Origin of the sequence: Kitasatospora sp. NPDC051984 (genome assembly GCF_044593455.1) — a bacterium.
In the GTDB taxonomy this organism is placed as follows: domain Bacteria; phylum Actinomycetota; class Actinomycetes; order Streptomycetales; family Streptomycetaceae; genus Kitasatospora.
Map to the genome: position 1 here is coordinate 41,212 of NZ_JBIUCB010000013.1, position 14,900 is coordinate 56,111.

General features: G+C 72.2%; 12 protein-coding genes. All 12 read left to right on the forward strand.

All coding sequences use genetic code 11. From position 1 onward, the window contains the following. Positions 1-77: 77 nt before the first annotated feature. The 12 genes from ACIHEI_RS23990 (at position 78) to ACIHEI_RS24045 (ending at position 14,710) form a co-directional block, all read left to right on the forward strand. Positions 78-530, forward strand: coding sequence for a septum formation initiator family protein (locus ACIHEI_RS23990; RefSeq protein WP_387643777.1), 453 nt, complete (start codon positions 78-80; stop codon positions 528-530). After that, the gene (locus tag ACIHEI_RS23995) at positions 527-2,662 is read left to right on the forward strand and encodes a peptidoglycan D,D-transpeptidase FtsI family protein (RefSeq protein WP_387643780.1); all 2,136 of its coding nucleotides are present in this window, start codon (positions 527-529) and stop codon (positions 2,660-2,662) included. Before ACIHEI_RS23990 ends, ACIHEI_RS23995 begins: the two co-directional genes overlap by 4 nt. A gap of 1 nt (position 2,663) precedes the next feature. After that, positions 2,664-4,316 carry a UDP-N-acetylmuramoyl-L-alanyl-D-glutamate--2,6-diaminopimelate ligase gene (locus tag ACIHEI_RS24000; protein ID WP_396608039.1) on the forward strand — a complete coding sequence of 551 codons (1,653 nt, stop codon included), beginning with the start codon at positions 2,664-2,666 and terminating at the stop codon, positions 4,314-4,316. Next, positions 4,313-5,716 (forward strand): UDP-N-acetylmuramoyl-tripeptide--D-alanyl-D-alanine ligase, encoded by a 1,404-nt coding sequence (gene murF / locus ACIHEI_RS24005; RefSeq protein WP_392955646.1) that lies wholly within the window; start codon positions 4,313-4,315, stop codon positions 5,714-5,716. The genes ACIHEI_RS24000 and murF overlap by 4 nt, the downstream gene beginning before the upstream one ends. Beyond that, complete coding sequence (gene mraY, locus ACIHEI_RS24010) at positions 5,713-6,774, forward strand: phospho-N-acetylmuramoyl-pentapeptide-transferase (RefSeq protein WP_396608040.1); 1,062 nt, start codon at positions 5,713-5,715, stop codon at positions 6,772-6,774. Before murF ends, mraY begins: the two co-directional genes overlap by 4 nt. Then, entirely contained in the window at positions 6,759-8,195 is a 1,437-nt protein-coding gene (murD, locus tag ACIHEI_RS24015) for a UDP-N-acetylmuramoyl-L-alanine--D-glutamate ligase (RefSeq protein WP_392955642.1), read from the forward strand. Before mraY ends, murD begins: the two co-directional genes overlap by 16 nt. Before the next feature lie 327 nt (positions 8,196-8,522). After that, a complete protein-coding gene (gene ftsW / locus ACIHEI_RS24020) occupies positions 8,523-9,764 on the forward strand; it encodes a putative lipid II flippase FtsW (RefSeq protein WP_392955733.1) in 1,242 nt (413 codons plus the stop codon). A 6-nt stretch (positions 9,765-9,770) separates the two neighbouring features. Beyond that, on the forward strand, positions 9,771-10,877 hold the full coding sequence (gene murG / locus ACIHEI_RS24025) for an undecaprenyldiphospho-muramoylpentapeptide beta-N-acetylglucosaminyltransferase (RefSeq protein WP_387643796.1): 1,107 nt from the start codon (positions 9,771-9,773) through the stop codon (positions 10,875-10,877). Continuing rightward, positions 10,870-11,643 (forward strand): cell division protein FtsQ/DivIB, encoded by a 774-nt coding sequence (locus ACIHEI_RS24030; protein ID WP_387861134.1) that lies wholly within the window; start codon positions 10,870-10,872, stop codon positions 11,641-11,643. Before murG ends, ACIHEI_RS24030 begins: the two co-directional genes overlap by 8 nt. A 333-nt stretch (positions 11,644-11,976) precedes the next feature. Further along, positions 11,977-13,194: a cell division protein FtsZ gene (ftsZ, locus tag ACIHEI_RS24035; RefSeq protein ID WP_387643802.1), complete on the forward strand. Its 1,218-nt coding sequence runs from the start codon at positions 11,977-11,979 to the stop codon at positions 13,192-13,194. Then, the gene (gene pgeF, locus ACIHEI_RS24040; RefSeq protein ID WP_396608041.1) at positions 13,191-13,925 is read left to right on the forward strand and encodes a peptidoglycan editing factor PgeF; all 735 of its coding nucleotides are present in this window, start codon (positions 13,191-13,193) and stop codon (positions 13,923-13,925) included. Before ftsZ ends, pgeF begins: the two co-directional genes overlap by 4 nt. Then, entirely contained in the window at positions 13,922-14,710 is a 789-nt protein-coding gene (locus ACIHEI_RS24045) for a YggS family pyridoxal phosphate-dependent enzyme (RefSeq protein ID WP_392955637.1), read from the forward strand. Before pgeF ends, ACIHEI_RS24045 begins: the two co-directional genes overlap by 4 nt. The last annotated feature ends 190 nt before the right edge of the window (positions 14,711-14,900 follow it).

Below are 14,900 nucleotides of genomic sequence, written 5' to 3' on the forward strand. Positions count from 1 at the left end.
CCGGCGAGCGGACCCGGGGGCGCGTCCCCGGGCAGGGGGGCAGGGCACGGATCACCGTCCGGCCCGGGGCACGCTCGATGCGGGGGCGCGCCCCGTTCGCGGTGCTGGTGGTGACTCTGCTGTCGGCCGGGCTGCTCGGCCTGCTGATGCTCAACACCGCTCTCAACGAGGGCTCGTTCACGATGTCCCGGCTGAAGAAGCAGACCACCGAGGCCACCGACCAGCAGCAGTCCCTCCAGCAGGAGATCGCCGCCCAGTCCGCGCCCGACGCGCTGGAGCAGCGCGCCCGCGAGCTCGGCATGGTCCCCGGCGGCGCCCCGGTCTTCCTCGGCGCCGACGGCAGCGTCACCGGCAAGCCCAAGGCCGCCGAGGACAACCCGCCGGTGCCGCGCAGCAGTTCCGATCCCTGGCAGCGCCCCGGCGGCGCCTCCGGCTCGCCGTCGCCCTCGGCGGCGCCGAGCTCCGGCGACCCGGGCATCGAGCTGGCCCCCGCGCCGCCCGCCAGTGCCCCGGCCGGGGCCCAGCGGTGAGCCGCCCGCCAGGCGACGCCGACCGCCCGCGCCGCACCCCGCCGGCCGGCGGCCGACCCGCCGCGCCCCGCCGCCGGGTCGGCGAGCCGCGCCGTTCCGCCGACGGCGCCCCGCCGCGCCCGGCCCGTCCGGCCCGCCCGCGGCCGTCCGACGGGGAGCGCCGGCCCGCCGCCCGGCCCCGGCCGCGCCCCGACGTCCGCCGCCCCGCCCCGGGCCGCCGCCCGGCGTCCGCCCCGCGGGCCATCAAGCTGGCCGATCCGAAGCGCCGGCTGCGGCTGGTGACGGTCAGTCTGGGCCTGGTGTTCGCGATCTTCGCGGGCCGGCTGGTGCAGCTCCAGCTGCTGGACTCCGACGCGCTGGCGGCCGGCGCGGGCGCCAACAAGTACGTGCGGGTGAAGCTGCCCGCCGAGCGCGGCTCGATCACCGCCGCCGACGGCACCGTGCTGGCCACCACCGTGGACGCGTACGACATCACCGCCGACCCGACCATGTTCACCCCCGAGGCGACCCACCTTCCGGACGCCCCGGAGCAGGCCGCGGGGCTGCTCGCGCCGATCCTCGGCGTGTCGAAGGAGAAGCTGGCGGGCTCGCTGCACCCGAACGCGAAGAACCCGAAGAGCCAGTACGCGCTGCTGACCTCCCGTCAGACCCCGCAGGCCAAGGCGCAGATCGCCGACCTGAAGTCCTCGCTGGCCAGGCAGACCGACACGGCCAACTGCCGGGGCCAGCGCGAGCTGCTCGGCAAGCCCGCCGAGAAGGGCGGCCGGCAGTTCCTCGACAACGCCTGCGTGAACCCGCTGGCCGGGGTGTTCTGGGAGCAGTCGACCAAGCGCAGCTACCCGGCGAACGGCCTGGCCGCCAACCTGGTCGGCTTCGTCAACGCCGAGGGCACCGGCACCGGCGGCCTGGAACTCCAGTACCAGCAGCAGCTGGCCGGCGAGGACGGCTACTCCACCTACGCCTCGGCCGGGGGCCGCCGGGTCGCCACCGCCGGCGGCAGCCGGCAGGACGCGGTGCCCGGCAACGACCTGCGGCTGACGGTGAACCCGGACATCCAGTGGGCGGCGCAGCGCGCCATCACCGACCAGGTGTCCAACTCCGGTGCGGAGAAGGGCTATGTGATAGTCCAGGACGTGAAGACCGGTCAGGTGCTGGCGATGGCGTCATCCCCGGGCTTCAACCCGAACGACCTGTCCTCGGCCCGCGCCGACCAGCTCGGCAACCCGGCCCTGCAGGACGCCTACGAGCCGGGCTCCACCGCGAAGCTGATGACCATGGCCGCGGTGCTGGACACCGGCTCGGCGAACTGGGACACCCACGTCACCGTGCCGAACACCCTGCAGCGCTCCGACCGGGTGTTCCACGACGACATCGACCACGAGACCTGGTACCTGACGCTGGCCGGCGTGCTCGCCAAGTCGTCCAACATCGGCACCATCGAGGCCGCCGAACACCTGGGCGCCACCCAGGCCGAGTCCAACAAGGTGCTCGCCGGGTACCTCGACAAGTTCGGCATCGGCAAGCCCACCGGGCTGGGATTCCCCGGGGAGACCCGCGGCATCCTGGCCAAGCCGGAGGACTGGAACGGCTCGCAGCAGTACACCATTCCGTTCGGCCAGGGCCTCTCGGTGAACGCCCTGCAGGCCACCTCGGTGTTCTCCACCATCGCCAACGGCGGCGTACGGGTCGCGCCCAGTCTGCTGGCCGGCACCACCGGCCCGGACGGGCGGTTCACGCCCGCGCCGGCCGGGGCGCAGAGCCGGGTGGTGACGGAAGCGACCGCGAAGACGCTGACCGAGATGCTGGAGTCCGTCGTCACCGACGAGCAGGGCACCGGCAACAAGGCGCAGATCCCGGGCTACCGGGTGGCCGGAAAGACCGGCACCGCCGACCGGGTGGACCCGAAGACCGGCAAGTACTCCGGGTACACCGCCTCCTTCATCGGCTTCGCGCCCGCCGACCAGCCCCGGGTGACGGTCTCCTGCGTCATCCAGCACCCGGTCAACGGGCACTTCGGTGGGCAGCTGTGCGGGCCCGTGTTCAAGCAGGTGATGGAGTTCACCCTCAAGACCCTCCAGGTTCCGCCGAGCGGCAGCGAGGCGCCGAACCTGCCCGTCGACTGGAAGCCCTGAGATGAGCGACACCCCCGACACTTCGCGGCGCGCCGAGCGCGATGTGAGCAGCGTCACGACCGGGGCCCGGTTTGGCCCAGGGGGGCATGGGGCCGATAGCCTTCCGGCCGTGCCGAAATCCGATCAAATCTCCGCGAGTCCCCCTCGTCCGAGCCGCGCTGCGGCGCTGCCCCTCGCCGAGGCGGCCCGGCTGCTCGGGCTGCCGCCCGTTGACGGGCCCGCCGTCACCGGCATCACCCACGACTCCCGGGCGGTGCGTCCGGGCGACGTGTACGTCGCCTTCCCCGGCGCCAACCACCACGGTGCGGCGTTCGCCGCCGGTGCGGTGGCGTCCGGCGCGGTCGCGGTGCTCACCGACGCCGCCGGCGCGGAGCTGGCCGCCGGCGCGGGCGTGCCGCTGCTGGTGGTGGACAGCCCGCGAGCGGTGATGGGCGAGCTCGCCGCGGCGGTCTACGGGGCCGCCGCCGAGCGGATGCTGATGATCGGCCTGACCGGCACCAACGGCAAGACCACCACCTCGTACCTGGTCGAGGGCGGCCTGCGCGGGGCCGGCCGGCTGCCCGGCGTGATCGGCACCGTCGAGATGCGGGTCGGCACCGAGCGGATCAAGTCCGAGCGCACCACCCCCGAGGCCACCGACCTGCACGCGGTGCTCGCCGTGATGAACGAGTCCGGCGCCGACTCGGTGGTCATGGAGGTCTCCAGCCACGCGCTGGTGTACGGCCGCACCGACGGCGTGGCCTACGACGTCGCGCTGTTCAACAACCTGACGCCGGAACACCTCGACTTCCACCCCGACATGGAGGACTACTACCGGGCCAAGGCCCGGCTGTTCGAGCCCGGCAAGGCCCGGCTCGGCGTCGCCAACCGCGACGACTCCTACGGCCGCCGGCTGGCCGGCGAGGCCCAGATCCCGATGGTCACGTTCTCCGCCGCGGGCGACCCGGCAGCCGACTGGCGCGCCGTCGACGTCCAGCTCGGCCCGGCCGGCTCCACCTTCACCGTGCTCGGCCCGGACGGCGCCCGCGCCGAGGCCTCGGTGCCGCTGCCCGGCCCGTTCAACGTCGCCAACGCGCTCGGCGCGATCACCGCGCTGGTCACCGCCGGCATCGAGCTGGGCGCCGCGGTCGCCGGGGTGGCCCAGGTCCCGGGCGTGCCCGGCCGGCTGGAGAAGGTCGACGCCGGGCAGGCGTACGTCGCCGTGGTCGACTACGCGCACAAGCCGGACGCGCTCAGCGCTGTGCTCGCCTCGCTGCGTGAGGTCACCAAGGGCCGGCTGCACGTCGTCGTCGGCTGCGGCGGCGACCGCGACCCGTACAAGCGCGCCCCGATGGGCGCGATCGCCGCCCGGCTCGCCGACACCGCCGTCCTCACCAGCGACAACCCGCGTTCCGAGGACGCACTGGCGATCCTCGCCACCATGCTGAGCGGCGCCGCCGAGGTGCCCGAGGACGAGCGCGCCGAGGTGCTCGCCGTCCCCGACCGCGCCGAGGCGATCGCGCTTGCCGTCGCCCGGGCGCACGCCGGGGACACCGTCCTCGTGGCGGGCAAGGGCCACGAGCTCGGGCAGTACGTGAAGGGCGAGGTCCGCCCGTTCGACGACCGCGAGGTACTGCGGGTCGCGATGGAGCAGTTGATGGAGGCAGACCGGTGATCGCACTTTCCCTGGCCGAGGCCGCGAAGGCGGTCGACGGCACCCTGGACGCGGCCGACCCGGACGCGCTGATCACCGGCGCGGTGGTCACCGACAACCGGAAGATCGAGCCCGGCGGCCTGTTCGTGTGCGTGCTCGGCGAACGCGTCGACGGCCACGACTTCGCCGCCAAGGCGGTCGCCGACGGCGCGGTCGCGGTGCTCGCGACCCGCCCGGTCGGCGTGCCCGCGATCCTGGTCGACGACGTGGTCGTCGCGCTCGGCCGGCTCGCCCGCGCCGTGGTCGCCCGCGCCACCGAGGTGCGGATCGTGGCGCTCACCGGCTCGGCCGGCAAGACCTCCACCAAGGACCTGATCGGTCAACTGCTGGCCAAGCACGGCGAGACGGTCTTCCCGGCGGGCTCGCACAACAACGAGATCGGCCACCCGCTGACCGCCCTCCAGGTCGCCCCGACCACCCGTCACCTGGTGATGGAGATGGGCGCCCGGCACAAGGGCGACATCGAGTACCTGACCGGCATCACCCCGCCCACCGTCGGCCTGGTGCTGAACATCGGCACCGCGCACGTCGGCGAGTTCGGCTCCAAGGAGGGCATCGCCGAGGCCAAGGGCGAGATGGTGGAGGCGCTGTCGGCCGACGGCGTCGCCGTGCTGAACGCCGACGACCCGCTGGTGCGTGCCATGAGCAGCCGCACCAAGGCCCGCGTCGTGCTGTTCGGCGAATCCTCGGACGCACACATCCGTGCCACCGATGTTCGCCTGGACGCCACCGGGCGGCCACAGTTCACGCTCAGCACCCCGGCCGGTTCCGCACCCGTGCAGCTGCGCCTGTACGGTGAGCACCACGTCTCGAACGCCCTCGCCGCCGCTGCGGTGGCGGTGGAGCTCGGGATGCCCGTCGACCGCGTCGCCGAGGCACTCGGCGAAGCCGGTGCGCTGTCCCGTTGGCGCATGGAGGTGGTCGACCGGGCCGATGGCCTGACCGTCGTCAACGACGCCTACAACGCGAACCCGGAGTCCATGCGGGCCGCGCTGCGGGCACTGGCGACGATGGCGGGCAAGGGCCCGGAGCGCCGCCGCACCTGGGCGGTGCTCGGTGAGATGCGGGAGCTCGGCGAGGACAGCTTCGACGAGCACGACGCCATCGGACGGCTCGCCGTCCGGCTCGACATCACCAAGCTGGTGGCGGTCGGCGGACGCGAGGCGGCCCGGATGGAACTGGGCGCGAGAAACGAAGGTTCGTGGGGTGAGGAGTCGGTGCTGGTGTCCGACGCGGACGCGGCGATCGAGCTGCTGCGCAGTCAGGTGCGGCCGGGGGACGTGGTCCTGGTGAAGGCATCCCGTTCGGTCGGCCTCGAGAAGGTCGCCGAGGCACTGCTCGCGGACGGTGCCGCGAAGTGAAGCAGATCCTCTTCTCCGGCCTGATCGGCCTGGTGCTGACGCTGCTCGGCACCCCCGCCCTGATCAAGCTGCTCGCCAAGCACGGGTACGGCCAGTACATCCGTGACGACGGCCCCAAGGCGCACCACAGCAAGAAGGGCACGCCCACCATGGGCGGCATCGCCTTCATCCTGGCCACCCTGATCGCCTACTTCGCGACCAAGGCGATAACGGGCGAGTCGCCCACTGCCTCCGGCCTGCTGGTGCTGTTCCTGACCACCGGCCTGGGCCTGGTCGGCTTCCTGGACGACTACATCAAGGTGGTCAAGCGCCGTTCGCTGGGCCTGCGGGCCAAGGCGAAGCTGCTCGGCCAGTCCTTCGTGGCGCTCGCCTTCGCCATCCTGGCGCTCCAGTTCGAGGACAGCCGCGGGCTGACCCCGGCGTCCACGCACCTGTCGTTCGCGCAGGACTTCAAGTGGGCGATCGGCCCGGTGCTGTTCGTCCTCTTCGCCTACTTCATGATCGCCGCGATGTCGAACGGCGTGAACCTGACGGACGGTCTGGACGGCCTCGCCACCGGCGCCTCGGTGATGGTCTTCGGCGCCTACACCTTCATCGGCCTGTGGGAGCACACCCAGAACTGCGCCTACGCGATCAAGGCCACCGCGTCCTGCTTCGAGGTCCGCGACCCGCTGGACCTCGCTGTGGTCGCCGCCGCCCTGATGGGTTCCTGCTTCGGCTTCCTGTGGTGGAACACCTCGCCCGCGAAGATCTTCATGGGTGACACCGGCTCGCTCGCCCTCGGCGGCGCCCTGGCCGGTCTGGCCATCGTCTCCCGCACCGAGCTGCTGCTCGCCGTCCTCGGCGGCCTGTTCGTGATCATCACCCTTTCGGTGATCATCCAGGTCGGCTCGTTCCGGATGACCGGCAAGCGCGTTTTCAAGATGGCGCCACTCCAGCACCACTTCGAACTCAAGGGCTGGAGCGAAGTCCTGATCGTGGTCCGGTTCTGGATCATCCAGGGCCTGTGCGTCGCCGTCGGACTCGGACTCTTCTACGCGGGATGGGTGACCGGATGATCAACCCGGAGTGGGCCGGCCTGCCGGTCGTCGTCGCGGGACTCGGCCTCTCCGGGGTCAGCGCCGCCCGAGTCCTGCACGGGCTCGGCGCGCACGTCACCGTCGTGGACGGCGGCACCGGCCCCGCGCTGGACGCCAAGGCCGCCGCCCTCACCGAACAGGGCATCGCCGTCCGCCTCGGCGACGGCACCACCCTGCCCGAGGGCACCCGGCTGATCGTCACCTCGCCGGGCTGGGCCCCCGACAGCCCGCTGTTCGGCGCCGCCGAGCAGGCCGGCGTCCCGGTCTGGGGCGACGTCGAACTCGCCTGGCGGCTGCGCACCCCGCACCCCGCCACCGGCGAGCCGGCCCCCTGGCTGGCCGTCACCGGCACCAACGGCAAGACCACCACCGTCCAGATGCTGGCGTCCATCCTCACCGCCGCCGGCAAGCGCACCGCCGCCGTCGGCAACGTGGGCGTCTCGGTGCTGGACGCGGTCCTCGCCGAGGAGCCCTACGACGTCCTCGCCGTCGAACTCTCCAGCTACCAGCTGCACTGGGCGCCCTCGCTGCGCGTCCACTCCGGCGCGGTGCTCAACCTGGCCCCCGACCACCTCGACTGGCACGGCTCGATGGAGGCCTACGCCGCCGACAAGGGCCGGATCTACCAGGGCAACCAGGTCGCCTGCGTCTACAACCTCGCCGACCCCGCCACCGAGGCACTGGTCCGCGAGGCCGACGTCGAGGAGGGCTGCCGCGCGATCGGCTTCGGCCTCGACGCCCCCAGCATCTCCAACCTCGGCGTCGTGGACGGCCTGCTGGTCGACCGCGCCTTCGTCCCCGATCGGGACCGGGCCGCCGCGGAGATCGGCGCCGTCGCCGACATCCACCCGCCGGCGCCGCACAACATCGCCAACGCGCTCGCCGCCGCCGCGCTCGCCCGGGCGTACGGCGTGGACGCCAAGGCCGTCCGCGACGGGCTGCGCGCCTTCCGGCCCGACGCCCACCGCATCGCGCACGTCGCCGAGGTCGACGGTGTGACGTACGTGGACGACTCCAAGGCCACCAACACCCACGCGACGGCCGCCTCGCTGGCCGCCTACCGCCCCGTGGTGTGGATCGCCGGCGGCCTCGCCAAGGGCGCGACGTTCGACCAGCTGGTCGCCGACGCGGCCCCCCGGCTGCGGGCCGCCGTGCTGATCGGCCAGGACCGGCAGCTGATCCGCGAGGCGCTGGCGCGACACGCCCCGGAAGTCCCGGTGTTCGAACCCGCGCCCGGGAAGACTGGCGCCGAGGCGATGGCCGAGATCGTCCGCGTGGCGGCCGCCGCCGCGCAGAAGGGCGACACCGTCCTGCTCGCACCCGCCTGCGCGTCGATGGACATGTTCACCAACTACGGTGAGCGCGGGGACATGTTCGCGGCGGCCGTTCGAAGCATGTAGGCAGGCGAGCGCGAAAACAGGGGCGCGGGGAACTGCGCCGAGCGGAAGGCACCCGTCAGCAAGATCGCGATGCAGGACAATGGCTTGCACGTGATCGCGACCTGGCGGACGGGCTTCGCGCTTGTCGCGCAGTTCCCCGCGCCCCTGATTTCGCGCCCGCCCGCCAGCTCCACCCGCCCTGTAGGCGCCCCCGACGACGAGGAGACGGACGTGCCGCCCAGCGAGAAGCAGCCGCGTCTGCGACTGGTCTCGGCGACCACGACCACCTTCAAGTCCGCAGGACCCGTCGCGCGGGTGCGCGCAGCGCGTGAGCGGTTCGGGTACTTGATGGCCCGTCCGTTGACGCCCTATTACCTGATCCTGGGTTCGGCGGCGCTGCTGGTGGTGCTCGGGCTGGTGATGGTGTTCTCCGCCTCGCAGAGCGTGGTGGTGGACTTCGGGCTGCCGATGACGTTCTTCTTCCGCAAGCAGCTGATCGCCCTGCTGCTGGGCGGGGCGATCGCCGTCGCGCTCACCCGGGCGCCGGTGAAGGTGCTGCGCACCGCCGTGTACCCGCTGCTGTTCGGGGTGGTGGCCGCGCTGGTGCTGGTGGCGATCCCGGGCATCGGGGTGCGGATCAACGGCAACCGGAACTGGATCAGCCTGGGCTTCTTCCAGATCCAGCCGTCCGAGTTCGCCAAACTCGCGCTGCTGCTGTGGGCGGCCGACCTGCTGGCCCGCAAGCAGCGCACCCACATGCTCAACCAGTGGAAGCACCTGCTGATCCCGCTGGTGCCCGGCACCGTCGTGCTGATGATGCTGATCATGCTGGGCGGCGACATGGGCACCACGATGGTGCTGGTCGCGATGCTGTTCGGCCTGCTCTGGATGGTCGGCGCGCCGCTGCGGCTGTTCGCGGCCACCCTGGGCATCGCGGTGGTCGCGTGCACCGCGCTGATCATCACTGTGCCGCACCGCCTGGGCCGGCTGGCCTGCGTCGGCGTCACCAAGCCGGACCCCAACCTGGACTGCTTCCAGGCGCTGCACGGACTGTACGCGCTGGCCGCCGGCGGGCCGTTCGGATCCGGACTGGGTGCTGGCGTCGAGAAATGGGGGCAACTCCCGGAGGCGCACACCGACTTCATCTTCGCGGCGACCGGCGAGGAGCTCGGCCTGGTGGGGACGCTGTCCGTGCTCGCGCTCTTCGCGGCACTAGGCTACGCGGGTATCCGTGTGGCTCTCAGCACCACGGACCCGTTCGTCCGGTACGCGGCGGGCGCCGCCACCACGTGGATCATGGCTCAGGCCGTGGTCAACCTGGGGTCGGCGCTGGGACTCCTGCCCATCGCGGGCGTCCCGCTGCCGCTGTTCTCGTACGGTGGTTCCGCGATGCTGTCGGCCATGTGCGCCATCGGGCTGCTGCTGTGCTTCGCGCGCAGCACCCCGGCGGCGAAGGCAGCGCTGGCTGCCCGGCCCCGCCGATGGCGTAAAGGGGCCAACTCCCGGTTCGGGTCCGTCCTGGACCGGGTGGTGCCAGGTAGGAAAACCACAGCGCGGAAGGCCCCCGGGCCAACGCGCAGGGAGCGGTGAATTTCGGTGCATGTCGTACTCGCCGGCGGCGGGACCGCCGGCCACATCGAGCCGGCCATGGCGCTCGCGGACGCGCTGCGCAGGCACGACCCGTCCGTCGGAATCACCGCCCTCGGCACCGAGCGCGGCCTGGAGACCCGGCTGGTCCCGGAGCGCGGCTACGAGCTCGCGCTGATCCCGGCGGTGCCGCTGCCCCGTAAGCCCACCCCCGAGCTGATCACCGTCCCGGGCCGGCTGCGCGGCACCGTGCGGGCCGCCCAGGAGGTCATCGAGCGGGTCAACGCCGACGCGGTGGTCGGCTTCGGCGGCTACGTGGCGATGCCCGCCTACCTGGCCGCCAAGCGCGCCGGGGTGCCGATCGTGGTGCACGAGGCGAACGCCCGTCCGGGCCTGGCCAACAAGATCGGCGCCCGCTACAGCGACTTCGTGGCCGTCTCCACCCCGGACTCCAAGCTGCGCGACTCCCGCTACATCGGCATCCCGCTGCGCCGCACCATCGCCACCCTGGACCGCGGCACGGTGCGCGCGGAGGCCCGGCACTACTTCGGCCTGGACCAGCGACTGCCCACCCTGCTGGTGTCCGGCGGCTCGCAGGGTGCCCGCCGGCTGAACGAGACGGTGCAGGCGATCGCGCCCCGGCTCCAGCAGTACGGCGTGCAGATCCTGCACGCGGTCGGCCCGAAGAACGAGCTGCCGACCATCGACGACATCCCGGGCATGCCGCCGTACCGCGCGGTGCCGTACGTGGACCGGATGGACCTGGCGTACGCGGCGGCCGACATGATGCTCTGCCGGGCCGGCGCGATGACGGTGGCCGAGCTGGCCGCGGTCGGCCTGCCGGCCGCGTTCGTGCCGCTGCCGATCGGCAACGGCGAGCAGCGGCTGAACGCCCAGCCGATGGTGAAGGCCGGCGGCGGCCTGCTGGTGGACGACGCCGACCTGACCACGGACTGGGTGCTGAAGAACGTGCTGCCGGTGCTCACCGACCCGGCGAAGCTGTGGGAGATGTCGCGCTCCGCCGCCGAGTTCGGCCGCCGGGACGCCGACGACCTGCTGGTGCAGATGGTGTACGAGGCGATCGAGGCCGGCCGCGGCGGCCGCCGCCGTGGCTGACGAGGACTACGAGGAGGAGTTCGGGGAGGACGGCGACGAGGCCCGTCCGCCCCGGCTCCGACTGTCCCGCAGGGGCGTGCTGGTGCTGGCGGTGCTCGGCGCCCTGGTGCTCGGCGCGCTCGGCTGGACGGTGTTCTTCTCCTCCGCGCTGGAGGTCCGCCGGGTGGCTGTCCAGGGCCTGGACTCCGGTAAGTTGAGCCAGGACGAGGTGGAGCGGGCGCTCGGCTCCACCGCCCGCGGCCCGCTGGCCCGGGTGGACCTGGGCCGGGCCGAGCAACTGGTGGGCAAGGTGCCCCGGGTGGCCCGGGTCGAGGTGTGGCGCGGCTGGCCGCACACGCTGCGGGTGAAGGTGACGGAACGTCAACCGGTGGCGGCGATCCGTGCCGAGGACGGCCGGTTCGTCCAGGTCGACGCGCTGGGTGTGGAATTCGCCACCGAGCCGCAGCCGCCGAGCGGCGTACCGCTGGTGGCGCTCGAACTCGGCCAGCCGGCCAACGACGCACTGGCCGTCATCGACCGCCCCACGCTGGTCCGTTCGGCGATCACGGTGGCCGCCGGCCTCCCGTCGGAGGTGGCGAAGCAGGCCGGTTCGCTCACGGTCTATTCGTACGACGACATCCGCCTCCAACTCGCCTCCGGCGCAACGGTTCGCTGGGGCAGCGCGGAGGACACCGCCCGCAAGGCACGGGTGTTGACGGCCCTGCTCGGCCGGAAGGCGTCGAATTACGACGTGAGTGCGCCGGATGCCCCGGCGGTGTCCGGCTGATCCGGTAAGTTCATTGCGCGGGGGAGGTATTGACGGAGCCGAGGCTCCGGTCCGACCCTTGGTGGTCACCCCGGTTTCACCGGGGGGTCGATGATCACATAGGCTCAAAAGAAAAAGGGAAGCTCGGCGTGTTCGTTGGAACACGCGTTGGTTGCGACCTACTGTCCTGTGTCAACGAGCTGTGCTTGACAACGAACTGACACCGGCACAGCGATAACCCTCAACCTCAAGTTTAGGGTTCGGGTTGGAACCACGTGCTTCCCACCCATCGACATCCGTCGGCCTTCGTATCCAGGGGAGCCGACCCGGAAATTCGAGGCGAGAGGCCCCGACGTGGCAGCACCCCAGAATTACCTCGCGGTCATCAAGGTCGTCGGCATCGGTGGCGGAGGCGTCAACGCCATCAACCGGATGATCGAGGTCGGGCTCAAGGGCGTCGAGTTCATCGCGATCAACACCGATGCGCAGGCCCTCCTGATGAGCGACGCCGACGTGAAGCTCGACGTCGGCCGTGAGCTCACCCGCGGCCTCGGCGCCGGCGCCAACCCGGAGGTCGGCCGGAAGGCCGCGGAGGACCACCGCGAGGAGATCGAGGAGGTCCTCAAGGGGGCCGACATGGTCTTCGTGACGGCCGGCGAGGGCGGCGGCACCGGCACCGGCGGCGCGCCCGTGGTGGCCAACATCGCCCGCTCGCTCGGCGCGCTGACCATCGGTGTGGTCACCCGCCCGTTCACCTTCGAGGGCCGCCGTCGCGCCAACCAGGCCGAGGACGGCATCGCCTCGCTGCGCGAGCAGGTCGACACCCTGATCGTGATCCCCAACGACCGGCTGCTGTCGATCTCCGACCGCCAGGTCTCGGTGCTGGACGCGTTCCGCTCCGCCGACCAGGTGCTGCTCTCCGGTGTCCAGGGCATCACCGACCTGATCACCACCCCCGGTCTGATCAACCTGGACTTCGCCGACGTCAAGTCGGTGATGTCGGACGCCGGTTCGGCGCTGATGGGGATCGGCTCGGCGCGCGGCGAGGACCGTGCCAAGGCCGCCGCCGTGATGGCGATCTCCTCGCCGCTGCTGGAGGCCTCGATCGACGGCGCCCGCGGTGTGCTGCTGTCCATCTCCGGCGGCTCCGACCTCGGCCTGTTCGAGATCAACGAGGCGGCCCAGCTGGTCAGCGAGGCCGCCCACCCCGAGGCGAACATCATCTTCGGTGCGGTCATCGACGACGCGCTCGGCGACGAGGTCCGGGTCACCGTGATCGCGGCCGGCTTCGACGGCGGGCAGCCGCCGGCCATCGTCCGCGAGCCGGTGGTCAAGTCGGCCTCCAGCTCGGCGTCGAGCAGCAGCTCCCCGGCCGCCCCGGAGCGTCCGGCCACCCGCCCGTCCTACGGTTCGATCGGTTCGGTCACCCGCTCCGACGAGCCGACCCGTCCGTCCGAGGCCCCGGTGCCGGTGACCACCGCCGCGCCGGTGCCGCCGCAGGTGCAGCCGGTGCGCCAGCCGTACGTCGAGAGCCCCGCCGAGGAGCTCGACGTGCCGGACTTCCTGAAGTGATCCAAACGGCCTTTCGCAACGGTGCTCACTTCGCCTCCACCACCCGGTGGGGCGGGGTGAGCACCGCGCCGTACGGGGAGCTCAACCTCGGCGGTGCGGTGGGCGACTCGCCCGAAGCCGTAGTGCAGAACCGTTTCTTCGCAGCCCGCGAACTGGGACTGGATCCGGCCGATGTGGTCTGGATGAACCAGGTGCACGGCGCCGACGTCGCGGTGGTGACGGACCGCCAGCCCGCCGGGTACGCCCCGACGGTGGACGCGGTGGTCACCGACCGTCCGCTGGCCCTCGCGGTGCTCACCGCCGACTGCGTGCCGGTGCTGCTAGCCGACCCCGAGGCCGGCGTGACCGGCGCGGCGCACGCGGGGCGCCCGGGCCTGGCGGCCGGGGTCGTGCCCGCGGTGGTCGCCGCGATGCGTGAACTCGGGGCCCGCCCCGAGCGGATCCTCGCCGCCACCGGCCCCGCCGTGTGCGGCCGTTGCTACGAAGTGCCGGAGGCGATGCGCGCCGAGGTGGCCGCGCTCGTCCCGGCCGCCCGGTCGGAAACCTCCTGGGGCACTCCCGCCCTGGACGTGCCGGCCGGCGTCGCCGCCCAACTCGCCGAGGCGGGCGTGCGCGATGTGGTGCGATCTTCTGTCTGCACCATGGAATCCCCGGACCACTACTCCTACCGTCGGGAGCAGCGGACCGGCCGACTCGCAAGCTACGTCTGGCTGGGGCCTGCACTCTCATGACGAACGACATCTTCGGTCCGTTCCCCGGTGGCGCCGACTTCGCGGCCGCCCTGACGGACGCTCAGCGCGACCGCTTCGACCAACTCGGTGCCAACCTCGACGTGGTCGAGCGGCGGATCGCCGACGCCTGCGCCGCGGCCGGGCGCCCGCGCGAGGAGGTCACCCTGATCGTGGTGACCAAGACTTACCCCGCCGAGGACACCGCGCTGCTCGCCGGACTCGGCGTCACCGACGTTGCGGAGAACCGCGACCAGGACGCCGCCCCGAAGGCCGAGCGCTGCGTCAATCTCCCGTTGACCTGGCACTTCGTCGGCCAGCTGCAGACCAACAAGGCCCGTTCGGTGGTCCGTTACGCCGATCTGGTGCATTCGGTGGACCGCGACCGTCTGGTCGACTCGCTCGCCGCGGCCGTCCGCAACGCCGAACGGCCGCCGCTGGGCTGCCTGGTGCAGGTCGCTCTTGACAAGGAGTCGGGCGAGGGCGAGCACCGTGCGGGCGTGGCGCCCGCCGACGTGCTCGCGCTGGCCGGGAAGATCGCCGACACGCCCGGGCTGCGAATGGACGGTGTGATGACGGTCGCACCGCTCGCGGGCCCCTTGGCGGGCGACCCCGCGCGCTCCTTCGCGCGCCTTGCGGAAATCGCAAGCGCCGTACGCGCCGAGCATCCGACTGCCACGATGGTTTCGGCAGGGATGAGCGGAGATTTGGAGCAGGCGATCGCCGCCGGAGCGACACATGTACGCGTCGGTACGGCGGTACTCGGAGTGCGGTCACCGCTCGGGTAACGTCACCGAGTAAGTAGATCAGACTGCAGGACAAAATAGGACAGAACCTAGCAGATGATCAGTCTGCTGGGCAACCGTGGATCGCATCCGAGCGCACACCTCCGCGGTCTGACGGACCGTCGGCCTGACCGGCCGTGACCATCACGGCGTCCGCAGGTGAACGGTGGGCGCATGAGCGGAGGAGACAGCA